General features: G+C 72.6%; 18 protein-coding genes. 10 read left to right on the forward strand and 8 right to left on the reverse strand.

Going from position 1 to position 23,613, the window contains the following annotated elements:
• Positions 1-210: 210 nt before the first annotated feature.
• Positions 211-1,593 carry a glycine--tRNA ligase gene (locus MXD57_RS07275; RefSeq protein ID WP_250400481.1) on the reverse strand — a complete coding sequence of 461 codons (1,383 nt, stop codon included), beginning with the start codon at positions 1,591-1,593 and terminating at the stop codon, positions 211-213.
• A 161-nt stretch (positions 1,594-1,754) separates the two neighbouring features.
• Between MXD57_RS07275 and MXD57_RS07280 the strand changes: the two genes are divergently transcribed.
• Genes MXD57_RS07280 through MXD57_RS07295 form a run of 4 tightly spaced genes read left to right on the forward strand, consistent with a single transcriptional unit; the run spans position 1,755 to position 4,900 of the window.
• Positions 1,755-2,732, forward strand: a complete 978-nt coding sequence (locus MXD57_RS07280; protein ID WP_250400482.1) for a metal ABC transporter substrate-binding protein — start codon at positions 1,755-1,757, stop codon at positions 2,730-2,732.
• A gap of 20 nt (positions 2,733-2,752) precedes the next feature.
• Positions 2,753-3,520 (forward strand): metal ABC transporter ATP-binding protein, encoded by a 768-nt coding sequence (locus tag MXD57_RS07285; protein ID WP_250400483.1) that lies wholly within the window; start codon positions 2,753-2,755, stop codon positions 3,518-3,520.
• Positions 3,520-4,422, forward strand: coding sequence for a metal ABC transporter permease (locus MXD57_RS07290; RefSeq protein ID WP_250400484.1), 903 nt, complete (start codon positions 3,520-3,522; stop codon positions 4,420-4,422). Before MXD57_RS07285 ends, MXD57_RS07290 begins: the two co-directional genes overlap by 1 nt.
• A gap of 58 nt (positions 4,423-4,480) precedes the next feature.
• Positions 4,481-4,900 (forward strand): Fur family transcriptional regulator, encoded by a 420-nt coding sequence (locus MXD57_RS07295; RefSeq protein ID WP_250400485.1) that lies wholly within the window; start codon positions 4,481-4,483, stop codon positions 4,898-4,900.
• A gap of 318 nt (positions 4,901-5,218) precedes the next feature.
• On the opposite strand, the gene MXD57_RS07300 is transcribed toward MXD57_RS07295, so the two are convergent.
• From MXD57_RS07300 to MXD57_RS07310, 3 genes are read right to left on the reverse strand one after another with little or no spacing between them, the layout of a single operon-like run.
• Complete coding sequence (locus MXD57_RS07300; RefSeq protein WP_250400486.1) at positions 5,219-6,058, reverse strand: isoprenyl transferase; 840 nt, start codon at positions 6,056-6,058, stop codon at positions 5,219-5,221.
• Positions 6,059-6,091: 33 nt separating this feature from the next.
• The gene (recO, locus tag MXD57_RS07305; RefSeq protein WP_250400487.1) at positions 6,092-6,838 is read right to left on the reverse strand and encodes a DNA repair protein RecO; all 747 of its coding nucleotides are present in this window, start codon (positions 6,836-6,838) and stop codon (positions 6,092-6,094) included.
• A gap of 49 nt (positions 6,839-6,887) precedes the next feature.
• Positions 6,888-7,112, reverse strand: a complete 225-nt coding sequence (locus MXD57_RS07310) for a hypothetical protein (protein WP_250400488.1) — start codon at positions 7,110-7,112, stop codon at positions 6,888-6,890.
• A 456-nt stretch (positions 7,113-7,568) separates the two neighbouring features.
• Here MXD57_RS07310 and MXD57_RS07315 point away from each other — a divergent pair, with 456 nt between their 5' ends.
• Positions 7,569-8,495 carry a dihydrodipicolinate synthase family protein gene (locus tag MXD57_RS07315; protein WP_250400489.1) on the forward strand — a complete coding sequence of 309 codons (927 nt, stop codon included), beginning with the start codon at positions 7,569-7,571 and terminating at the stop codon, positions 8,493-8,495.
• 73 nt (positions 8,496-8,568) lie between these two features.
• On the opposite strand, the gene MXD57_RS07320 is transcribed toward MXD57_RS07315, so the two are convergent.
• Positions 8,569-9,750 carry a sialidase family protein gene (locus MXD57_RS07320; RefSeq protein ID WP_250400490.1) on the reverse strand — a complete coding sequence of 394 codons (1,182 nt, stop codon included), beginning with the start codon at positions 9,748-9,750 and terminating at the stop codon, positions 8,569-8,571.
• A 145-nt stretch (positions 9,751-9,895) separates the two neighbouring features.
• Between MXD57_RS07320 and MXD57_RS07325 the strand changes: the two genes are divergently transcribed.
• The 4 genes from MXD57_RS07325 to fxsT all read left to right on the forward strand — a co-directional run bounded on the left by MXD57_RS07325 (position 9,896) and on the right by fxsT (position 18,324).
• The gene (locus MXD57_RS07325) at positions 9,896-11,143 is read left to right on the forward strand and encodes a hypothetical protein (protein WP_250400491.1); all 1,248 of its coding nucleotides are present in this window, start codon (positions 9,896-9,898) and stop codon (positions 11,141-11,143) included.
• 121 nt (positions 11,144-11,264) lie between these two features.
• Positions 11,265-12,857 (forward strand): VMAP-C domain-containing protein, encoded by a 1,593-nt coding sequence (locus tag MXD57_RS07330; RefSeq protein WP_250400492.1) that lies wholly within the window; start codon positions 11,265-11,267, stop codon positions 12,855-12,857.
• 62 nt (positions 12,858-12,919) lie between these two features.
• Complete coding sequence (locus MXD57_RS07335) at positions 12,920-13,918, forward strand: AAA family ATPase (RefSeq protein ID WP_250400493.1); 999 nt, start codon at positions 12,920-12,922, stop codon at positions 13,916-13,918.
• Positions 13,915-18,324, forward strand: coding sequence for an FxSxx-COOH system tetratricopeptide repeat protein (fxsT, locus tag MXD57_RS07340; protein WP_250400494.1), 4,410 nt, complete (start codon positions 13,915-13,917; stop codon positions 18,322-18,324). Before MXD57_RS07335 ends, fxsT begins: the two co-directional genes overlap by 4 nt.
• Before the next feature lie 13 nt (positions 18,325-18,337).
• On the opposite strand, the gene MXD57_RS07345 is transcribed toward fxsT, so the two are convergent.
• The 3 genes from MXD57_RS07345 to leuA form a co-directional block, all read right to left on the reverse strand.
• On the reverse strand, positions 18,338-19,504 hold the full coding sequence (locus MXD57_RS07345; RefSeq protein ID WP_250400495.1) for an effector-associated domain 2-containing protein: 1,167 nt from the start codon (positions 19,502-19,504) through the stop codon (positions 18,338-18,340).
• 81 nt (positions 19,505-19,585) lie between these two features.
• Positions 19,586-20,281, reverse strand: a complete 696-nt coding sequence (locus MXD57_RS07350) for a TerB family tellurite resistance protein (protein WP_250400496.1) — start codon at positions 20,279-20,281, stop codon at positions 19,586-19,588.
• A gap of 183 nt (positions 20,282-20,464) precedes the next feature.
• Entirely contained in the window at positions 20,465-22,186 is a 1,722-nt protein-coding gene (gene leuA / locus MXD57_RS07355) for a 2-isopropylmalate synthase (protein WP_250400497.1), read from the reverse strand.
• A gap of 353 nt (positions 22,187-22,539) precedes the next feature.
• On the opposite strand from leuA, the gene MXD57_RS07360 reads away from it, so the two are divergent.
• Entirely contained in the window at positions 22,540-23,610 is a 1,071-nt protein-coding gene (locus MXD57_RS07360) for a M4 family metallopeptidase (RefSeq protein ID WP_250400498.1), read from the forward strand.
• The last annotated feature ends 3 nt before the right edge of the window (positions 23,611-23,613 follow it).

A 23,613-nucleotide genomic window follows, 5' to 3' on the forward strand; every position in this document is an offset into this window, starting at 1 on the left:
CACCCTGCCATGACGAGTGACAGATTTCAATATCTGTCACTCCATACTTGTCAGCGAGTGGTGGGCTGCGGGGACCTCGGCCGGCCCGCCACGTCCCGGACCGGCCCACTCGCCGCCATCGACGGAGCGCGGGGCGCGTTCGGGCGTACACAGCGCGAACGCCCGCCCCCCGGCCGGGGAGCGGGCGTTCGGATGTGCGTGCCGCGGGCCTCAGCAGCCCAGGAGGCGCTGGGCCAGGTAGCCCTCGATCTGGTCCAGGGACACGCGCTCCTGCTTCATGGTGTCGCGCTCGCGCACGGTCACCGCGTTGTCCTCGAGCGTGTCGAAGTCGACGGTGACGCAGAACGGCGTGCCGATCTCGTCCTGGCGGCGGTAGCGGCGGCCGATGGCGCCCGCGTCGTCGAACTCGATGTTCCAGTTCTGGCGCAGCGCCTGGGCGAGACCCTTGGCCTTGGGCGAGAGCTCCGGGTTGCGGGACAGCGGGAGCACCGCGACCTTCACCGGCGCGAGGCGGTGGTCCAGGCGGAGCACCGTGCGCTTCTCCATCTTGCCCTTGGCGTTGGGCGCCTCGTCCTCGACGTACGCGTCGAGGAGGAAGGCCAGCATGGCGCGGCCGACACCGGCCGCGGGCTCGATGACGTACGGCGTCCAGCGCTCCTGGGCCTCCTGGTCGAAGAAGGAGAGGTCCTGGCCGGAGGCCTTAGAGTGCGCGCCGAGGTCGTAGTCGGTGCGGTTGGCGACGCCCTCGAGCTCGCCCCACTCACTGCCGCCGAACTGGAAGCGGTACTCGATGTCGGCGGTGCGCTTGGAGTAGTGGGAGAGCTTCTCCTTCGGGTGCTCGTACCACCGCATGTTCTCGGTGCGCAGGCCGAGACCGGTGTACCAGTTCCAGCGCTGCTCCATCCAGTACTCCTGCCACTTCTCGTCCTCGCCCGGCTTGACGAAGAACTCCATCTCCATCTGCTCGAACTCGCGGGTCCGGAAGATGAAGTTGCCGGGCGTGATCTCGTTGCGGAAGGACTTGCCCATCTGCGCGATGCCGAACGGCGGCTTGCGGCGCGAAGTGGTCTGGACCTGGGCGAAGTTGGTGAAGATGCCCTGGGCGGTCTCGGGGCGCAGGTAGGCGACGGAGCCGGAGTCCTGGGTCGGGCCGAGGTGCGTCGACAGCAGGCCCGAGAACTGCTTGGGCTCGGTGAACTGGCCCTTGTTGCCGCAGTTCGGGCAGTTGATGTCGGCCAGGCCGTTCGCCGGGGCGTGGCCCTTCTTCTCCTCGTACGCCTCCTCGAGGTGGTCGGCGCGGAACCGCTTGTGACACGAGGTGCACTCGGTCAGCGGGTCCGTGAACGTGGCGACGTGGCCCGAGGCGACCCAGACCTCGGAGGCCAGGATGACGGACGAGTCGATACCGACCACGTCCTCGCGCGACGTCACCATGTAGCGCCACCACTGGCGCTTGATGTTCTCCTTGAGCTCGACACCCAGCGGTCCGTAGTCCCAGGCGGCACGCTGTCCGCCGTAGATCTCACTGCAGGGGAAAACGAAGCCACGGCGCTTGCTCAGGCTGACGATGGTGTCGATCTTGTCGGCGGCCACGGTGCTCTCTTCATTACGACGACGGGCGTTGAAGCGAGATGCTTCCAGCGAATGATTCAGGTTACCGGCGCATGCTCCCCCACAACCAAATCGGCCCCCTGTCCACAGCCTCACCCGGGCGTTGTTGACAACGGTTTCCATGTTTGTTGAAAATGACTGTCATGAACAAACGTCGACGCCGCGCGTCCTTCCGAATAGGCACGGCCGGATCCGCCGTCGCGGTCGCCACCGCGCTGGGCCTCGCGACCCTCACCGGCTGCTCGACCGGCAGCGCGGCCGCGGGCGACCCGGACAGGTTCCATGTCGTCGCGTCGTTCTACCCGATGACCTTCCTGGCCGAGCGGATAGGCGGCGCTCACGTCGACGTCACCACGCTCACCTCGCCCGGCCAGGAGCCGCACGACCTGGAGATCAGCCCCAGGCAGATCGGCCGCCTGGAGCAGTCCGACGCCGTGCTGTACCTGAAGGGCCTGCAGCCGAGCGTCGACGACGCGGTGGCCCAGTCCCCGATCCGGACGAAGATCGACGCCGCGTCGCTTACCACCCTGAAGCGGCACGGCGACGAGGTGGGCGGCCACGCGGCCGAGCACGACCCGCACGAGGGCGAGGAGCCCGGCGGCAGGGACCCGCACATCTGGCTCGACCCGGTGCGCTACGCCCAGGTCGCCGAGGGTGTCGGCAGGGCCTTCGAGAAGGCCGACCCGGACCACGCCGCCGACTACCGCGAGAACACCGCGGCCCTGGTGAAGAAGCTGGACGCCCTGGACACCCGGTTCCGGGACGGCCTGGCGAAGACGGACACCAGGGTGTTCGTCACCACCCACGCCGCCTTCGGCTACCTCGCCGAGCGCTACGGGCTCACCGAGGAGGCCATCAACGGCCTCGACCCCGAGTCGGAGCCCAGTGCGGCACGGATCAGGGACCTGCAGCGGATGGCCGGGGCCGACGGCGTCACCACCGTCTTCTACGAGACGCTCGTCAGCGACCGGACCGCGAGGACCGTCGCGAACGACGCCGACCTGCGGACCGACGTCCTGGACCCGCTCGAGGGCATCACGGCCAAGTCCCGCGGCACGGACTACTTCTCGGTCCAGGAGGCGAATCTCACGGCGCTCCAGCGGGCCCTGGGCGCCAAGTGACCGGCACGGAGGGGAAGATCATGGACGAACCCGTCATAGCGATGCGCGGCGTGACCGCCGAACTCGGCGCGCGTCCGGTACTGCGCGGCATCGATCTCACCGTGCGCCGCGGCGAGGTGGTCGCGCTGCTCGGCGCCAACGGCTCCGGCAAGTCCACGGCGATCCGCGCGATCATCGGCCGGGTGCCCGCCTCGGACGGCACCATCGAACTGTTCGGCACCCCCCGCCGCGGCTTCCGCGACTGGGCGCGCGTCGGCTACGTGCCGCAGCGCACCACGGCCGCCGGCGGGGTGCCGGCGACGGTGAGCGAGATCGTCTCCTCGGGCCGGCTGTCCCGCACCCGGTTCGGTCTCTTCCGCAGGGCCGACCGGGAGGCCGTGCGCCGCGCCCTGGAACTGGTCGGCATGGCGGACCGCGCCGGAGACCCGGTGAACGCCCTCTCGGGCGGCCAGCACCAGCGGGTGCTGATCGCCCGGGCCCTGGTCGCCGAGCCCGAACTGCTGATCATGGACGAGCCGATGGCCGGTGTCGACCTGGCCAGCCAGGAAGTACTGGCCTCGACCCTGCGCGAGCAGGTCGCCCGGGGGACGACCGTCCTGCTCGTCCTGCACGAACTGGGCCCCCTGGAGCCGCTGATCGACCGGGCGGTCGTCCTGCGCGACGGCTGCGTGCTGCACGACGGCCCACCGCCGAAGGCCGTGGGACAGCACGCCCTGCCCGGCCACGACCACGTGCACCCGCACGCGCCCGCGGGCACCGAACCGATCCGCACGGGACTGCTGAGCTGATGGAATTCCTGAACTACGCCTTCATGCAGCGGGCGCTGCTCGCGGCCGTCCTGGTCGGCGTCACCGCGCCCGCGATCGGCATCTTCCTCGTCCAGCGCCGCCAGCCCCTGATGGGCGACGGCATCGGGCACGTGGCGATGACCGGCGTCGGCCTCGGCTTCCTGCTGAACGCCTCCCCGGTGTGGATGGCCACGGCCGTCTCGGTGCTCGGTTCGGTCCTGATGGAGCTGATCCGCTGGTACGGCAGGACGCGCGGTGACATCGCGCTCGCCATGCTCTTCTACGGCGGCATGGCGGGCGGCGTGATGTTCGTCAACCTCGCGCCCGGCGGCTCCAACGCGAACCTGACCTCGTACCTGTTCGGCTCGCTGTCGACGGTCTCCCCGTCCGACGTGAACGCGATCACGGTGCTGGCCGCGTTCGTGGTGCTGGTCACCCTGGGGCTGCGCCGCCAGTTGTTCGCGGTCAGCCAGGACGAGGAGTTCGCGCGGGTCACCGGGCTTCCGGTGCGTGCGCTGAACCTGCTCACCGCGGTCACCGCGGCGGTCACCGTGACGGTCGCCATGCGGGTGGTGGGGCTGATCCTGGTCTCCGCGCTCATGGTGGTGCCGGTCGCCGCCGCACAGCAGCTCACCCGCAGCTTCGCCGCGACCTTCGCGATCGCCGTCGCGCTCGGCGTCACCGTGTCGATCAGCGGCACGATCACGTCGTTCTACCAGGACGTACCGCCGGGCGCGACGATCGTGCTGCTGACCATCGCCGCGTTCGTCGCGCTCACCGCGGCCGCCGCGCCCCTGGCCCGCCGACGCGCTCGTGCCGCGGCCGCGGCACGGCCGGCCGGGGAGCCCGCGGAGTGCTCGATTCCGGCCGGACGGGCGGCCGGGGACGGCCTCGGCGTCTGACCGCCGTCTGCCCGGGCTGGCACAATGGCCCGGGCAGACGCGAGACGAGGAGGCAACGGTGACGACCGCTGGACCGCCCGTGAAGGGCCGCGCCACGCGGCAGCGTGCAGCCGTGGCGGCGGCCCTGGACGAGGTCGACGAGTTCCGCAGCGCGCAGGACCTGCACGACATGCTCAAGCACAAGGGCGACTCGGTCGGGCTCACCACCGTCTACCGCACCCTGCAGTCCCTCGCCGAGGCCGGCGAGGTGGACGTCCTGCGCACCTCCGAGGGCGAGTCCGTCTACCGCCGCTGCTCCACCGGCGAGCACCACCACCACCTGGTCTGCCGCACCTGCGGCCGGGCGGTCGAGGTGGAGGGCCCGGCGGTGGAGAAGTGGGCGGAGGCCATCGCGGCCGAGCACGGTTATGTGAACGTCGCCCACACGGTGGAGATCTTCGGCACCTGCGCGGACTGCGCGACGGCCACCGGCGGCTGACCCGTCGCCCCCGGTCGGACCTGTCACGCGGCCCCGTTCCGCCCGTCCGCCGCGAGGCCGCCCGGCGCCCCTCCGGGCGGCCGGGCCGAGCGGGCGCCCGGACGCCGTCGACCGGCACCGCCGAGTCGCCCGTCCCGACCGGGACCGCGCCCTGCGGGCCGAGGGCGCGTGCGACCGGGCCATGGCGCCCGGCCCGCCGCGAGCCCGTCCCACTCCCCCTCACCGGCCGACCGGCACCGCCGCGCGACCCGGCGCACGACGGGCGCCCGGGTGCCGGTGGACCCGGCGGCGCCCCACGGCCCACCGGCGCGCCGGCCGTCAGCCCTCCTCGGCGCGGCCCTCCATCGCGGCGAGTTCCTCGTTGGGGATCGCCCCGCCGAAGCGGCGGTCGCGGGAGGCGAACTCGAGGCAGGCCCGCCACAGGTCGCGGCGGTCGAAGTCGGGCCACAGGACGTCCTGGAAGACCATCTCCGCGTAGGCGCTCTGCCAGAGCAGGTAGTTGGAGGTGCGCTGCTCGCCGCTGGGCCGCAGGAACAGGTCGACGTCCGGCATGTCCGGGTAGTACAGGTACTTCTGGACGGTCTTCTCGTTGACCTTGGACGGGTCGAGGCGGCCCGCCTTCACGTCCTCGGCGAGCCGCTTCGCGGCGTCGGCGATCTCGGCCCGGCCGCCGTAGTTCATGCAGAAGTACAGGGTGAGCAGGTCGTTGTCCTTGGTCTGCTCCTGGGCGACCTGGAGTTCCTTGGCCACCGACTTCCAGAGCCTGGGCATACGGCCCACCCAGCGCACCCGGATGCCCAGCGCGTCGAGCTCGTCGCGGGTCCGGCGGATGAAGTCGCGGTTGAAGTTCATCAGGAAGCGGACCTCGTCGGGCGAGCGCTTCCAGTTCTCAGTGGAGAAGGCGTACAGGGAGATGTTGCGGACGCCGATCTCGATCGAGCCCTGCAGCACGTCCAGCACCCGCTCGGCGCCCACCTTGTGGCCCTCGGTGCGGGGCAGCCCCCGGTCCTTCGCCCAGCGGCCGTTGCCGTCCATGACGATCGCCACGTGGTCCGGTACCAGCTCGCCCGGGAGCTTCGGCGCGCGGGCACCGGACGGGTGCGGCTCGGGCGCCCTGTACTCGCGGCGCCGGCTTCCCAGGATCCCGCGTACGACCATGTGCTCCTCGACTCCCTCTAGCTCTTCTCGCGCTTATTTCTCGACGTACCGGAGCGAGCGCAGCCCGCGCTCCAGATGCCAGTGCAGATAGGCGGACACCAGCCCGCTGCCCTCCCGGACGTACCGCGCCTCGCACGTGTCCGCCGTCTCCCAGTCTCCCGTAAGCAGCGCGCCCAGCAGCACCAGGGTCTGCGGGGAGGGCACGACGCTGCCCGGCACGCGGCAGTCGACGCAGACGGAGCCGCCGGAGGCGACCGAGAAGAACCGGTTCGGGCCGGGCATCCCGCACTTCGCGCAGTCCCCGAAGCTGGGCGCGTAGCCGTTGACGGCGAGCGAGCGCAGCAGGAAGGCGTCGAGGACGAGGTTCGGGGCGTGCTCGCCGCGGGCGAGGGTGCGCAGCCCGCCCACGAGCAGCAGGTACTGCTGGACGGCCGGCTCGCCCTCGTGGTCGGTGAACCGCTCGGCGGTCTCCAGCATGGCGGTGCCCGCGGTGTACCGGGCGTAGTCGGCCACGATCCCGCCGCCGTACGGGGCGATGGTCTCGCTCTGCGTGCACAGCGGCAGCCCGCGTCCGACCAGCTCACCGCCCCGCGCGAAGAACTGCACGTCGACATGGGAGAACGGCTCCAGCCGGGCCCCGAACTTCGACTTCGTGCGACGCACCCCCCTGGCCACGGCCCGCACCCGGCCGTGCCCGCGGGTGAGCAGCGTGATGATGCGATCCGCTTCGCCGAGCTTCTGGGTCCGCAGGACGATGCCGTCGTCGCGGAACAGACTCATGGCTCCATTCTGCCCGCCCGTACGGCCCGCCGGGCCCGCGGGCGGTTCTTCAGGCCGCCGGGCCCGGCAGCCCGGCGGTGCGGGTGCCGCCGGACGCGGTCTCGGCGCGGAGCCGTTCGGCGTGGGTGGCCTCCCGCACGGCCAGCGGATCGCAGTCCCACTCCCGGCCGCCGCCGTGGGGCCGCAACTGTACGTACGGCCCCTCGAACCCCATGACGATGCCGAGGCGTCCGGTACGGGTGTCGACGGCGCAGGAGCCGACGGGGAGATTCATCGCGTCCACCTCCGGTGGGTCCCCTGCCTCCGGCAATTTCACTCATCGCATGCCCCTGGTGGCCCAGCGTGTCTACACTCGGCCGGAGTCTGCCCGCGGCGACACCCACCCCGCGTGTCAACCTCACGCCCGGAGGGTGCCGTTGGCGGCCATCGCCGCGGCCCGCGGCGGCCGCCGGCAGCCGGGCCGCCCGCGCGCGGTCCCTTGACCACCCGGGTGGGTCCTCCGGCGGTCACGCCGTCCGGCGCGCCGGACGTCCCGGTCCGCGTGCGGGACCGGAACCCGCTGCCGGATCCGCGGGAGCGCTCGGGGCGGGCCCGCTGCCGACCGGCCGGCCGGCCGTGCGCGCGGGGGATGCCCGGGGTCCGGGCCGCGTCGCGGCCCGGACAGCGCCGCACCCGCCGCCATCCTGTGGAGGACCAGCCGATCCGCGACCCAGCCCGCCAGGAGCCGTGAATGACCTTCCCCGCCCCGCTCACCGGTGTCGTCCCGCCCGTCTGCACCCCGCTGACACCCGAGCGCGAGGTGGACGTGCCCTCGCTGCTGCGGCTGGTGGACCATCTGGTCGCGGGCGGGGTGCACGGGCTGTTCGTGCTCGGTTCGACCTCGGAGGCGGCGTTCCTGACGGACCGGCAGCGCCGGCGGGTGGTCGAGGCCGTCGTGGGCCATTGCGGCGGGCAACTGCCCGTGCTCGCCGGGGCCATCGACATGACCACCCCGCGTGTCCTGGAGCACGTCCGGGAGGCGGGCGCGGCGGGGGCGCAGGCCGTCGTCGTCACCGCCCCGTTCTACGCCCGCACGCACCCCGCCGAGATCGTCCACCACTACCGCCGCATCGCCGCCGCGAGCCCGGTCCCGGTGATCGCCTACGACATCCCCGTCGCCGTGCACACCAAGCTCCCCGCCGAGCTGGTGCTGGGCCTGGCCGCCGACGGGGTGCTGGCCGGGCTCAAGGACTCCAGCGGGGACCTGGCCGCGTTCCGGGAGGTCGTCATCGGGGCCCGCGCCCACGCCGGTTTCAGCGTGCTGACCGGCTCCGAGCTCATCGCGGACTCCGCACTCGCGCTGGGCGCCGACGGGGCGGTCCCCGGGCTGGCCAACGTCGACCCGCACGGATACGTACGCCTGTACCGGCTGTGCCGGGCGGGCGACTGGGAGGGCGCACGGGCCGAACAGGAGCGGCTGTGCGCGCTGTTCGGCATCGTGGGGGTGGGCGATCCGGCGCGCATGGGGGGCGGTTCCTCGGCCCTGGGCGCGTTCAAGGCGGCCCTGCACCTGCGCGGTGTCATCGGCTGCGCGGCGACGGCCGAGCCCCAGGTGCCGTTGTCGGGCGACGAGGTGGCGGGCGTGCGGAAGCTGCTGGCGGGGGCGGGGCTGCTGTAGGTGACCGGAGCCCCGTCTCGCCTCTCCCGCCCGTCACGCGTCTCGGGCGGCTCCCGCTCGACCACCCGGGTGCTCACGTCCGTCCCGGCAGCCGCCGGAACTCGATCGTCTCGTACGGCCCCTCCGTCCCCGTCTCGTACAGCAGCCCGACCGTGTCCGCGTCGACCGGGACGAGGTCGGAGTAGGCGGCGGGCCGGTCGGACAGGGTGAGTGCCCGGGCGAAGGTCCGGCCGCCGTCGGTGCTGCGCCACAGGGTCATGGCCCGGCGGGCCGTGGGCGCGGAGGGGGCGGAGAACAGCAACGCGGCCCCGGCGTCCGGTGGTTGCAGGACACCGCCCTGGACCACCGGGACGTCGTTCAGGGTGCTCTGGGCGGTGTAGGGGCCGTCCAGGGTCTCGCCCGCGTCGCTCGACCAGGCGCCGAGCCGGTTGCCGGGGCTGGTGCCGAACTGGTCGCGCGAGGAGAAGTACAGTCTCCCGTCCGGGAGTTGGGCGACACCGGTCTCGTTGGCGTTGGTCACGCCGTCGTAGCCGTCGTCCACGAAGCCGAGCCGCCAGGTGCGGCCGCCGTCGTCGCTGTAGAGGGCGTGGGCGCCGTAGTAGCGGGGCTCCTCGCCGGTGTCGGCGGAGCCGGGCGGCGGCGCGGCGGAGTGGTCGGCGGGGACGAGGAGGCGGCCGGCGTGGGGGCCGCGGGTCACGGCCAGGGCGTGGCCGGGGCCGGTCGCGTACCAGCGCCAGTGCGGCGGCTTCACCGCGGCCGTGACGTCCCGCGGCGGCGTGAAGCGGCGGCCGTCGTCCCGGCTGCGCTGCACGAACACCCGGCGGCTCCGCGCGGGGTCGACCTCACCGCGCATGATCTGCGCCTCGGTCACCGTCCCGCCGTTGTACGAGGTGACGACCACGACCGTGCCGGTGCGCGGGTCGACCACGGGTGCCGGGTTGCCCCGGGTGTCGCCCCGCCCGGCGGCCACCACCGTCAGCGGTCCCCAGGTGCAGCCGCCGTCGGTGGAGCGGCGCAGCACGACGTCGATGTCACCGCTGTCCCGGGCGCCGTCGTGCCGGCCCTCGGCGAAGGCCAGCACGGTGCCGCGCCGGGTGACGACGGCCGCGGGGACGCGGTAGGTGTCGTAGCCGCCCTGCCCGGCCGTATACGGCACCGAGGAATCGCAGCGGAAGGCGGCGTGGGCGGGCAGGCGGACGGTGAGCGGGGCGAGCAGGGCCAGAGGGACGAGGAGGAAGCGGCTCAGCTGAGACACACATCCATGGTCGCCGGAATGACGCGTCGTTCACAGGAGCGCGGGCGTGTTGGGGGGGTACGGCCCGGTGAGCGTGGGGCAGGATCACCCCCGGCGAGCAACGGCCAGCCGGCGAGGTCCTGCGGGGTCGAAGGGGGAGACACGCATGGTGACACTTCTGTTCGTGCACGGCACCGGGGTACGCGAACCCGGTTACGGCAACGCTCTGCGGCGGGTCCGGGAGGCGGTGGCCGCGCGTCGTCCGGACGTTCGTGTCGAGCCATGTGACTGGGGGTCCGCCCTCGGCTCGTATCTACGCGACGGCGGAGTGTCGATTCCGGGCTTCGCACAGCAGGACGGTCGCGGGCCCGAGGCTCCCGCTCCGGACGACGAACAGGTGGCCCGATGGGCCCTTTTGTATGCCGACCCGCTGGCGGAGCTCAGGCTTTCCACGCTTATCGGCACGGCTGTCGCGGATCCCGCGCCGTTCGTGCCGGGAGGTACCGCACCAGGGGACGAGCTGCTGGAGGCACTGGCCGGACTGCCCTCGTCGGACGCGGCGAGCGCGGCGTGGACAGAGGCCGGTCTCGGTCTGCCGCTGGCCCGTGCCGCGGCCGGGCTGGCCGGAGCGGCGGAGCTGCGCCGGGCGGTCACGGCGGCCGGTGGTCCCTCGTCCGTGCTGCCCAGGCTCACGGCTCGCGCCCTGGTGGCACAGGCCCTGCACCAGGGAGGCGACCCCGGCCACATACCGGCCGCGACACGCGACGCACTCGTGGACCGGCTAACCGGGGCGCTGGGCGGTGACGCCCGGGGTGTCGGTGAAGCCCTGGCCGCCGGGGCCCGGTTCGCAGCCCGTCTTTTCGAGAACGTGCTGGGCTCCCGTCTGGCGGTCGCCCACCGGACCGCTCTGAGCGGCAGGTCCGTGGGCTTCGTCGGCGACATCGTGAGCTACCTGGTGCGCGGCGAGGCCGTCCGCGCGCTGGTCGCCGAACGGATACGTGCCCAGTCCGGCCCGGTCGTAGTGCTCGCGCACAGCCTGGGCGGGATCATCTCCTTCGACCTCCTGGCCTCGGGAGTCCTGCTGGACGGCGCGGAGACGGGCCCCGGCGCCCGCCCCGGCCAGGTCAAAGCCCTCGTCACCGTCGGCTCCCAGGCACCACTGCTCTACGAACTGGACGCGCTTCCCTCGCGACCTCACGGGAGCGGCCTGCCGAAGGGCTTCCCGCCCTGGGTGAACGTCTACGACCGCCGCGATCTGCTCTCGTACCGGGCGTCCGAGGTCTTCGTCGACGGGGTGACGGACGTGGAGGTCGACAACCGGCAGCCGGTCTCGGCGGCGCACAGCGCCTACTGGTCGAACGACACCCTCTGGGCGGTACTCAAGGACGTCCTCGACCGGGTCGCCTCTTCCTGAGGGAAACAACCACCCGGCTGGGTACGGTCGTTGTGAGCCAGTTGACGGGACATGCGGGCCGGCCCGCCCGCCGGGTTCGGCGTCCCGCGTTCGTACCAGGACATGTACGAAGGGAACACGCGTGGCGACGCATCACCCGTTGGACGAGGACCAGCTCCGCATCATCGAGGAGATCGTGACGGTCCTTGAGGAGCCCGACGCCAATCTGATGCGTGAGGCCGGGCGCAGGCTGTGGCGACAGCTCCTGCAGGACGCGGTCGGCGGTCTGCCACAGGAGTCGTACGCCGTGCCGCGTCAGGAGCTGGTGAGCATCGTCCGCGCGTGCGTGCGCAAGGGCGCCCTCACGCCCCTGAGGCAGGCCACCGAGCTGGTCGCGCCCTCGCTGGACCGGCACCTTCAGCCCCTGCTGGAGGAGTGGCAGGCGCACACCGTCTACGGCACCCGGAGCTGGGCCCTGCTGCGCGAGACGCTGCAGCGGCAGCTGAGGGCGGGTGAACTGGCCGCGGTGGTGTCCCGCGTGACCGACGGCCGGCGGGTGCTGCCCCCGTACTGCACGACTCCGTGGCAGGCGTTCGTGCACCTCTCCGACCTCAACTCCCCGGCGTCGGGCTTGCCGCCGTCCATGGTGCTGCTCGAACACCTGGCCCGTCTTCCTGAGTTCGCGCCCTGTGCCACGGAGATCGGCGGCTGGAACGACCACTTCGCGCGGCAGTGGGGACTGCTGCACGAGGTCGACGGCCTGCTCGCCCTGCGGGCCGGCCTGCGGACGGCGTCGCCCGGCTCCGGCACCGAGACGGCACGCCCGTCGAGACCGCGCCGGCCGGAGATCCGCGTGTACATCCGCGTGGCGCCCGACCAGCGGCCCCAGGCCGCCGGGGCGCGCAGGCGCGCACGCCGGTCCCAGCGCTACCACGTGTCGGCCTGCGTCAAGTACTGGGAGTCCCCCACCCTCCACCGGGAGCCGGGCACCGACTCCGGTGCCCCGGTCACCCGCGCGCAGCTCGGAGCCTGCGTCTCGGGGCTGCTGAGCAGGATGGCCCCCCAGTGGCGCGACCGCTCGGAAGAGGTGGCCCTGGAGTTCTTCCTCCCGCTGGAACTACTGACCGAGCCGGTCGAGTGGTGGGACCGCGATCCCGCACGCCGCTTCGCCAAACCGCTGCTGAGCCAGTACCGGGTGTCCCTGCACAGCCTGGAGCGGGTGCAGCGCCAGGAGTTCCACCGGGCGTGGCGGGCGCGCTGGGCCCACTACAAGGCCACCACCGGCGACGGGCCACGCTCACGGACCACGGTGTACCAGTGTCCTTCCGAGCCCGCAGTCGCCGACGAGACCCACCTGGGGCGGCTGGACGTCGCGGTGGGGAGCGACCACGACGTGATCGGTCTACTGCTGTGCGCGCCTCCGATGCGGAAGGGCGAGCTGGGGGCCGAGGAACTGGTGCTGGCGCTGGAGCTGGGCGTTCCGATGCTGCTGTATCCCCGCGAGAGGGGGGTACCGGACGCCTGGCCGGCCGCGGTGCGGGAGATGCCGGCCGGCGAGGGGCTGCGCGGTCTGCGCCGGCTGGCGCAGCAGTGGCGGATCGACGCCGCGTCCGGCCGGCCCGCGCCGCACGACCTCACCGCGATCCGGTCGATGGGCCTGATCTGGGACAACCCCGATCATCTGCTCGACGGGGGTCCGAGTGCTCCCGCCACGTTCGTAGGGGGGACCGAGTGAGCATGATGCCGCAGCCGGGGTCGCGGCCGCCGGGGCCTCTGTACCGAGGGACGGGCGTACCCGTGCCCGAGGTGCCCTACGAGCAGCGCACATGGCCGGCCGGCCCGCCGTGGCGCACCTTCGGCACCCCGCCGGCCATGCCCACCCCACCGGACGACGAGGAGGCGGGGCGCAGGCTCGGCCGGACCTTGGTCCATCGGCTCCCCCGCCATGACGAGGTCCGTCTGGTCAATGCCGCCCTGCTGCTGCGCCGGCCCCTGCTGGTGACCGGACGTCCGGGCGTCGGCAAGTCCGGCCTCGCCTACCGCATCGCCAGTGAGCTGCGTCTGGGCCGCGTGCTGCAGTGGGCCGTCACCAGCCGGACCACCCTCGCCGCCGGCCTGTACGAGTACGACGCGATCGGACGCGCCCAGGCCGGTCACGCGGCGTCGCGGCCCGCGGAGGCGCCCAGTACCGGGAACTACGTCCAACTGGGGCCGCTGGGAACGGCATTGCTGCCCTACCGGCTGCCGCGGGTCCTGCTGATCGACGAGATCGACAAGTGCGACATCGACCTGCCCAACGACCTGCTGACCCTGTTCGAGGACGGCTACTACGAGATTCCCCCGCTGATCCGGGTGAAGACGCAGGAGCCGACCGCCGTCGTCCATACCGCGGACCCGGGCCAGACGGCGACCGTCACCGCAGGGGTGGTGCGCTGCCACGCCTTCCCGGTCATCGTGATGACCTCCAACGGCGAACGGGAGTTCCCCGAGGCGTTCATGCGCCGGTGCCTGCGCCTGGACATCCCCGAGCCGGACGCGGCGGCGCTCGGGGAGATGGTCGCCGCGCACTTCGGCGACCGGCTGGGAGCGCGGCAGGACCGGCTGATCGAGGAGTTCATGAGACGCAGTGACCGGGTGGGCGGTCTGGCGGCCGACCAGTTGCTCAACGCGGTGCACCTGATCGCCGCGGGGCACTTCCCCGAGAATCTCGACAGCCCGGCCGCGGCGGAGGAGTGGACAGCCCTGCTGGAGTCCGTGTGGCACCCGCTCGGCGGTGAGGAGGCGGCGCCGGAGTGAGCGGTGATGCCGTGCCCGGGGAGCGCGACGAGCGGGGCCGGGACGGGCCACGCGTGGCGGACAACCCGTCAGGGCTGCCCTCACCGTCCGGCCTGGAGCCCCGGGAGCTGGCCGATGCCCTCTGGCTGGCGAGCGAGCACCCGTGGCTCACCGTGCCGTCCGCCCGCCGCCGGCCCGGCGGCGGGAATCGCGGCGAGCGGGACCCGCACGCCCGCCCCGGGGCGGGGGGCCGTCCTGGGGCGGGTGAGCCGCACCGGGCGCCCGCGGACCCCCGCGCCGACGGGACCGGGCCGGAGCCCGGCGCACAGGACGCGAAGCCGCGGGCGCAGGAGCCGGACGCGGACGGTGCCGGCGGCGGGAACGGTTCCCGGCCTGCCCCGGGTGCCGGTGCGCGCAAGGTGTCGTGGCTCCTTCCGCAGTCCGGTGAGCGACGGCCGAAGGGCCGGGCCGTCGGCAGAGCCCTGCGTCCGTTCCGCACCGCGGTGCCCTCCGCGCACACGAACGAGCTGGACGAGGACGCCACCGCCGACCGGCTGGCGCTGGCGCCGTTCCTGCCGCCCGTGCTGCGCCCCTCGCCGGAGCGCCGCTGGCGGGTGATCCTGCTGGTGGACACCGCGCCGCAGATGGCCGTGTGGCGGCCGGCCGTGGCGCGCCTGACCGAGGCGACCCGGCGCTTCGGAGGCTTCCGGGACGTCACGGAGCTGGCCCTGGACGCCTCCGTCGCCCGCCAGGCCGTGGTGTCCCTGCCCGGTCCCTACCTCGGCGCACGGCGGGTCTCGCCCCGCAGCCTCGTCGATCCCGCCGGACGGACCGCTGTACTCGTCCTCACCGACGGGACTGCTCCCGCCTGGCGTTCGGGAGCGGCCCAGCGGCTGCTCGCGCTGTGGGGCCGGCGGCAGCCGGTGGCGGCGCTGCACATGCTGCCCCAGCGCCTGTGGCACCGCACCGGACTCCACCCCTACTTGGTCAGGCTGCGTGCCGCGGGCGGGCGGGCGGCACAGTGGCGGCCCGGCTGGGAACCGGCCGAGGCGGTCTCCGCCCTGCTGTGGTCGCGTTCCCGCCCCGAGGACACCGTGCCGGTACCGGTGCTGGAGCCGCACCCGTCCTGGCTGGGGCCCTGGTCCCGGTTCGTCGCCGGGGACGGCCCGCGCGAGCTGGTGCTCGGCGCCGTCCTCACGGGCTCCGCCCCGGCCGAGCCCGCGTCCGTACCACGGGCGGCGACGGCCTTCGAGAAGGTCGCCGCCTTCCGCGGCTGGGCCTCCCCGGAGGCCTTCCAGCTCGCCACGCGCATGGCGGCCGTGCGGCTCGAGCTGTCGACGATGACCGAGGTCCAGCGGCGCACCCTTCCCGGCACCCGCGCCGAGCACATGGCCGAGTTCCTGCTCGCCGGGCTCGTCTCGCCGGTGCTGTGGTACGACAACGGCCGTTGTGTGTACCGGTTCGGGCCTGGCGTACGGGAGGAGTTGCTTGCCCACGGCACGCGGAGCGCCACCGAGCAGGTGATCGAGCAGACGGCCGAACTACTCGCGCCGCGCAGTGCCGCGGCCCGGGACCTGCTCCGCTATCTCAAGGGGGAGCGGTCCTTCGTCGTCCAGGCCGATGACGCCGACCAGGACTTCCGGTCGGTGGAACGCTCGGTGCTGCACGCCCTGAGCGGTCCGCACGCGCGTCGGGCGAGCGCACTGGACGCCGTGGAGGACGGCACGGTGAGGCATGAGCGCTCGTCCGGGGCGGCGACGTCCGTGGACGCCGCTCCGATGGCCGTGCAGGGGGCGGGCGATGCCTCGGACGCCGAGGGGGAAGCCGACGGGGAAGAGGAGACCGCACGAGGGAACGCCGCACCCGGCCCGTCCGATACCCGTCAGAACGACGGCGGCCGGCCCGTCCGGAAGCCCTTCGTTCCCGGAGGGAAGCCCTACGTCCCCCGACCTGCCGTCTGGGGGTATGTGCCGCCGCGCAACCCCCGGTTCACCGGCCGTCGCGAACTGCTCGACGCACTGGAGACGGGGCTGGGTTCGGACCCGGTGGCGGCGGTACTGCCGCACGCGCTGCACGGGATGGGCGGCGTGGGCAAGTCCCAGCTCGCCCTGGAGTACGTGTACCGGCACGCCTCCGAGTACGACCTGGTGTGGTGGCTGCCCGCCGAGGACGAGACCCGGATGAGAGCGGCGTTCACCGACCTGGCCCAGAGAATGGGACTGACCGAGCACGCGGATACCACGAGAGCCGTGCCTCTCGTGCTGGAGGCCCTCCGTACCGGCCAGCCGTTCCGCCGGTGGCTGCTGGTCTTCGACAACGCGGAGGACCCGTCCCTCGTCCGGCCCTATCTGCCGAACGGCCCGGGCTCCGTGATCGTCACCTCGCGCAACCCGCGCTGGGGCGCCTTGGCCCACTCGGTGGAAGTGGACGTATTCACCCGCCAGGAGAGCGTCCAGCTGTTCCGGCACAGCGGCCCCGGGACCACCGAGCAGGAGGCCGACCGGATCGCGGAACTCCTCGGGGACCTGCCCCTGGCCGTGGAGCAGGCATCGGCCTGGGTCGCGGAGACCGGTATGTCGGTGGACGAGTACGTGGAGATCTTCGAGCAGCAGCGCGCCGAGATCCTGGAGATGTCCGACCCCTCGGCCTCGTACCCCGAGGCGGTCGCCAGGGCTTGGGACATCTCCCTCAACCGCCTGGAGACGAGCAGCCCCGAAGCCCTGCACCTGCTGAGACTGTGCTCGTTCCTGGCCGCGGATCCGATCCCCCGGTCGTTCCTCCAGCAGCGCGGCCGGCAGCACGTCACGGCGGAGCTCGACGCCGTCCTGGGCGACCCCCTCCGGCTCGGCAGGGCCCTTCGGGAGATCAATGGCTATTCGCTCGCCCGCATCGACTACCGCGCGGACTCGGTCCAGCTCCACCGGCTCGTCCAGACTGTGCTGCGCAACCGCATGACCCCGGCCGAGCAGGAGCTTTTCCGGCACGCCGCCCACCTGCTGCTCGCCGACAACCTGCCGGGAGGGCCGGCCGATCCGGGCCGCTGGCCGTCCTTCCAGGCGCTGTACCCCCACGTGCTCGCCTCACGGGCCTGGGAGTCGTCCGACGGCTTCGTGCGGCAACTGGCCTACGAGATGGCCTTGTTCCTGTTTCACTGGGGCGCGCACGATGCCTCTCTAGACTTCACCGAGAGGGTGTACGCGCACTGGCGGGAGCGGTTCGGAGAGGCGGAGGTCCAGGTGCTGTTCCTCGGTCAGCACCTGCACCAGGTGCTGCGGAGCGCGGGACGCCACGAGGATGCCGCACGGCTCACCGCCCGTATGGTCGCAGTCCTGGAGGAGGCGGGAGCGGACGAGGAGGGATATCTCCGCGTTCAGCGTCTGGCCGCCGGTGACCTGCGCGCACGTGGCGACCTGGGCGGCGCGCTGCGGCTGGACACGGACATCCACGCACGGTCCGCGCGGGAATTCGGCGACACGGATCCCTTCACCCTGGAGTGCGCGTCGGCTCTCGCGGTGAGTCTGCGGGCAGGCGGCGACTTCGCACGGGCCCTGGAGGTGTCCGAGGAAACGCAGTCGCGGGCGGCGGAGATGTACGGAGACGATCACCCCCTGACGCTGAGCGCGCTGGCCTCGGTGGCGCTCGACCGCCTGGAACTGGGCCAGTACGCACAGGCGCTGTCCTTGTCCGAGACGCACGTGGAGCGGGTCCGCGCCGTGTTCGGCGAGGACCACCCGGAGACGGCTCTCGCGGTCACGCGGCTGGCGGTCGTCCTGCGCAGGGCCGGGCGGGTCGCCGAGGCGGAACGAAACTCGGACGACGCCCTCGATGCGCTCACCCGCCGCTTCGGCGCGGAGCACCCCGACGCGCTGCGCGCCGCCGTCAACCACGCCGTCGACCTGCGGCACGCGGGCTGGTCGCGGGACTCGGTCCTGCTCAGCGATCGCACGCTCGGGGTCCTTGAGGCCGTCTTCGGCCCCCGGCATCCGCACACGCTCTGCGCCGTGGTCAACCGCGCGGTGACACTGCTGGGGCTGTACGAACCGGACCGGGCCGGGCCGTTTCTCGAGCAGGCCCTGGCACAACTGGCCGACACGCTGGGCGCGGGCCATCCCTTCACCACGCTGACCGAGATGAACCTGGCCGGCGTCCACTTCGCGCTGGGCGACCCGGACCGCGCGCGTTCCCTGGACGCCCAGGTCCTGGCTCGGCTGCGGGAGCACCGCGGCGAGACGCATCCGCTCACTCTTACCGCACAGGCGAATCTCGCGACGAGCCTGCGTGCGCTGGGTCTGTCGGACGAGGCGGCCGAGCTGCACCGCCAGGCGGCCGAGCGGATCGAGGAGTCGCTGGGAGCCGGGCATCCGCAGTGTCTGCGGGCTCAGGCCTGGGGGCGGGCCAACGCTGATCTCGACCCGCTGTACCTGTGAGAGCGCGCCTGGTTCAGCTCCATCGTTCGCTGTCCTCCGGTGCGCCGCTGTACCACTCCGGGAACTCCCCCAGTACGGCCTCCAGGTCGTCGCGCGCTTCGGTGCCGGCGTCCAACAGCGAAATGGCGCCCCAGAGATGGCCCAGACCGTTCTCGAACAGCGTGCACGTTCCGAGGAGTTCCAGGATCTCGATCCGCATGACCGGGGAACGGGGCACCGACGAGCAGATCTCGGGAGGAAGGCGGGTGATGACGGCGGCCCTCAGTCCCGGGTCCCGCATCACCGGTACGACGGCCAGCGCCTCGTACAGCCTGCGCTGCTCCGCGATCGTCAGACGCCGTCGCGCGCGGGCGCGGGTGACCTCGGTACGGCTCGACCGGCCGGCGTCGTCGAACCAGAGCGAGGTGGGCGACCGCGCCCCCGACCTGCGGTGCGCGCCGGCGCGGAACTCCTGCCGTAGCGCCGCGGCCAGAGGTTCGGTGTCGGTCGCCCATCCCGGGTGGGCCCGCAGCAGATCGAGGACGGCGGCGCTGAAGGGGCCCGCGGCACGCGCGAGCCGCGCGCCATACGCCGGGCCGCGCGGTTCCCGGGGTTCCTCGCCGGGGCGGTTGGCGGTGGTTCCGCCGGGCCCGCAGGCGAACAGCGCCCGCTGCCCGGACACCTGCCGCAGCCGGCCCCGGGGCACCGGATCGGGGCGCAGGGCGTAGGCCGACGCGGTGGCGTCGACGAAGGTCTGGCAGGTGTCGATCACCCAGAGCTGCCGCGGATACCCGGGTGCCACGTCCGAGCGGAACGCGGCGAGCGCGGCCTCCAGATCCAGACTGCGCAGGTCCCCGACAGTGGCGTCGAGGTACGGCAGGCGCCGGTGTCCGTCCATGTCGATGAGCCCGTGCCCGGACCAGGCCACGAAGAGCCAGTCCCCGGACTCGTCGGCCACCTCGCGGAACAGAACCCGGTGGACGTTCTCCCGGGTGGCCGCGCGCCAGTCGACGCCGTGGTCCGTCAGCAGGTCACGGCTGTGCGGCAGGGGCGCCGCGAGCACCGTAATCGCTCCGGGGGCGAGCCCCTGTTCCATGAGCCAGGCGCGGTGGGCCAGAACGTCGCGCACGGGTCCGTCCAGCTCCCACGCGCTTCCGGCCTCGTACCTCTCGACCGCGACGAGTACCGCTCGGCTGCCCACCAGCTCTCCCCCTGGCGCCATCGTGCGTGAAACGGTGGCCGAGGCGGTCGGTGCGCCGGCCGGCCCGCTCGGACCTGGACCCTACGACGGCGTGCGCGCGGCCGCCAGCAGCCTGTTGACGTCGTCGGCGCAGATGGTGAGGGCGGTGCCGACGGTGGTGAGGGCGTCGCGTTCGGCGGGTGTGTAGGGGCCGTCCGCCAGGGCGATGCGGGCGGCGCCGAGGAACAGGGACTCGCGGCCGGCCGGGGCGAGGTGCGGGGCGAGCGGGTCCAGGGCCTCGTGCAGCTCTATGGCGAGGCTCGCGCCGCACGGGCCGCCGAGGACCCGGCCGGTGTCGGCGGCGAGTGCCTCGACCAGGGCGGCCAGCCGGTCCTCGGTGCACTCCTGGACGCCGGCGGCGCGGACGGTGCAGGCGGCCGTCTCCAGGGCCGTGCGGGAGGCGGTGCCGCCCGCGGCGAGGACGGCGAGGGCGACGGTGTGCACCGCGTCGCGGAGCATCGCGGAGAAGCGGCGGGTGGTGGGGTGGTCGAGGACCTCGGTGCCGTAGTGGTGGCCGCAGGCGGCGCACTCCACGACGGGTCCGGTGGCTCCGCGCGGCAGCAGGGGCACCCCGAGGAGGGTGAGTCGGCGGCGGCCGGAGAGCCGCTGGTAGTTGCGGTCGCCCCCGCAGCCCGGGCAGTAGAACTCGCCGTCCCCGACGGGGGTCCACGCGGTGCGGGTGCCCAGGATGCGCGCAGCCCTGGCGGCACGGCCGTCTCGTCCCCGTACTGGCAGCACGTCGCACCTCCGTAACCGCGCGGCAACATCGCAGCGCTTGCGTGATGTTAGCCACATCCCGGAGGCTGAGTCAGTACCCCGTACGAGACCTTTCCGTGACCTGCCCGGCGCGATGGCCGATACACGACGTTCCCCGGCCGCCGGGTACGGCGGCCGGGGAACGGAAGTGCCCGGTCGGAGGGGTCAGCGGGCCGCCCGGTTCACCGCGGAGACGACGGCCTTCAGCGACGCACGCGTCGTGTTCGCGTCGATGCCGATGCCCCACAGGACCTTGTCGTCGATCGCGCACTCGATGTACGAGGCGGCCTGCGCGGAGGCGCCCTCGCTCATCGTGTGCTCCTGGTAGTCCAGCAGGCGTACGTCGATGCCGATGGACTGCAGGGCGTCGAAGAAGGCGGAGATCGGGCCGTTGCCGGAGCCGGTCAGGACGGTGTCCTGGCCGTCGACGGTCGCCTCCACGGTCAGCGTGTCCACGCCGTCGGTGTCCGTGGTCGACTGGCCCGTGCGGACCTGGATGCGGCCCCACGGGTTCTCCGGGTTCGGCAGGTACTCGTCCCGGAAGGCCGCCCAGATGTCCTTCGGCGTGATCTCGCCGCCCTCGGCGTCCGTCTTGGCCTGGATGAGCCTGGAGAACTCGATCTGCATCCGGCGCGGCAGGTCCAGCTTGTGGTCGTTCTTCAGGACGTAGGAGACACCGCCCTTGCCGGACTGCGAGTTGACGCGGATGACCGCCTCGTAGGACCGGCCTACGTCCTTGGGGTCGATGGGCAGGTACGGCACCGCCCACTCGATGTCGTCGACGGTGACGCCCCTGGCCTTCGCGTCGGCCTCCATGGCGTCGAAGCCCTTCTTGATGGCGTCCTGGTGGGAGCCGGAGAAGGACGTGTAGACCAGGTCGCCCACGTACGGGTGGCGCGGGTGGACCTCCATCTGGTTGCAGTACTCCCACGTGCGACGGATCTCGTCGATGTCGGAGAAGTCGATCTGCGGGTCGACGCCCTGCGAGAACAGGTTCATGCCCAGGGTGACCAGGTCGACGTTGCCGGTGCGCTCGCCCTGGCCGAACAGGCAGCCCTCGACGCGGTCGGCGCCGGCCATCAGCGCCAGCTCGGCGGCGGCGACGGCCGTGCCGCGGTCGTTGTGCGGGTGGACGGACAGGCAGACGTACTCCCGCCGGGACAGGTTGCGGTGCATCCACTCGAACCGGTCGGCGTGCGTGGACGGGGTCGAGCGCTCCACCGTGGCGGGCAGGTTGAGGATGATCTCGCGGCCCGGGCCCGGCTGGTAGACGTCCATCACCGCCTCGCAGACCTCCAGCGCGAAGTCCAGCTCGGTGTCGGTGAAGATCTCCGGGGAGTACTGGTAGCCGAACTCCGTCTCCGGGCCCAGCAGTTTCTCGGCGTACTCGACCACCAGGCGGGTGCCGTCGACGGCGATCTGCTTGATGTCGTCCTTGGAGCCGCGGAAGACGACCCGGCGGAACACCGGGGCGGTCGCGTTGTACAGGTGGACGGTGGCCCGCCTGGCGCCCTTCAGGGACTCCACGGTCCGCTCGATCAGGTCCTCGCGGGCCTGGGTCAGGACGGAGATCGTCACGTCCTCGGGGATCGCGCCCTCCTCCTCGACGATCGAGCGCACGAAGTCGAAGTCGGTCTGGCCGGAGGCGGGGAAGCCGACCTCGATCTCCTTGTAGCCCATCGCCACGAGCTGGTCGAACATCCGGCGCTTGCGCTCGGGCGACATCGGGTCGATCAGGGCCTGGTTGCCGTCGCGCAGGTCGGTGGAGAGCCAGCGGGGGGCGACGGTGATCCGCTTCTCCGGCCAGGTGCGGTCCGGAATGCCGACCTGCTCGTAGCGGCCGTACTTGTGGATCGGCATGGAACTGGGCTGCTGGCGGTTGGCCATGATGCGTGGGCTCCTCAGGGTGTCCGGATGTCCGAGTGGACGGCCGACGACGCAACGCCAGAGCACCGCGGGGAGGGGGTCGGCCTTGTCTACAGGCCCTCGCCGCGGCAGCTAAGGAGAAGCAGCCCGAAACGCATGATGCTCCGCAGCCTAGCCGAGGCCGCACCGGATGCGCGGGCCTGTCCCAGTATGCGGGACCGCCCGAATTATTCGGACATAAGGTGTGCAACCCCACTCGGCGACACCCGTCTCCTACCACTCGGTGACGTAGCGCGACGACGGATGTCCGGGTATTTCACCAATCATGGTTGCGACTGGTGACAGTCACATCACACAGTGCGATGGTGCCGAGTATGACCACCAACGGGGGCTTCGAGCCCGTCTTCTGCACGATCGTCCCGCCGCACGTCCTCGACCGGCTCGCGCAGGCCGAGGACTCCGCGGTCTCCGGTCCCGCCCGCAGGTCCCTGGAGCACGACGCCCTCCAGCGCACCAGGCGCCGCCTGACCACGGTGCTCGGCGCGCCCGCGGTCGCCCCGCCCGCCGGCGCCACCGCCGGCCGGCCGCACCGGACGGTCTACGACGCCCGGCACCGGCAGGACCTGCCCGGCGCCAGGGTCCGCGAGGAGGGCGCCGAGCCCGGCGCGGACGCCTCGGTCAACCGCGCCTACGCGGGCCTCGGCGCCACCTTCGAGCTGTATCTGAAGGCATACGGCCGTGACTCCATCGACGGCGAGGGTCTGCCGCTGGACGCCAGCGTGCACTTCGGCACCGACTACGACAACGCCTTCTGGAACGGCGAGCAGATGGTGTTCGGTGACGGGGACGACGAGATCTTCCTGGACTTCACCATCCCGGTCGACGTCATCGGCCACGAGCTGACCCACGGCGTCACCCAGCACACCGCCAACCTCACCTACTTCGGTCAGCCCGGCGCGCTCAACGAGTCGCTGTCCGACGTCTTCGGCTCACTGATCAAGCAGTACAGCCTCGGCCAGACCGCGGCCGAGGCCGACTGGCTGATCGGCGCGGGCCTGCTGGCCCCGCGCGTGCGGGGCACCGCCCTGCGCTCGATGAAGGCTCCGGGTACGGCGTACGACGACCCGAACCTGGGCCGGGACCCGCAGCCGGCGACCATGGAGCACTACGTCCGCACCGGCCGCGACAACGGCGGTGTGCACATCAACTCCGGCATCCCCAACCACGCGTTCTACCTGGTCGCCACCGCCATGGGCGGCCACGCGTGGGAGAAGGCGGGTCAGCTCTGGTACGACGTGATGACCGGTGGCGAGCTGGAGCAGCAGGCTTCGTTCGGGGACTTCGCCACGCTGACCGTCAAGGCGGCCCGCGAGCGGTACGGCGCCGGCGACGAGCTCGAGGCCGTGCGCAAGGCCTGGGAGCAGGTGGGGGTGCGGACGCCGTAGATC

Source organism: Streptomyces cellostaticus, assembly GCF_023630175.1.
GTDB lineage: Bacteria > Actinomycetota > Actinomycetes > Streptomycetales > Streptomycetaceae > Streptomyces > Streptomyces cellostaticus_A.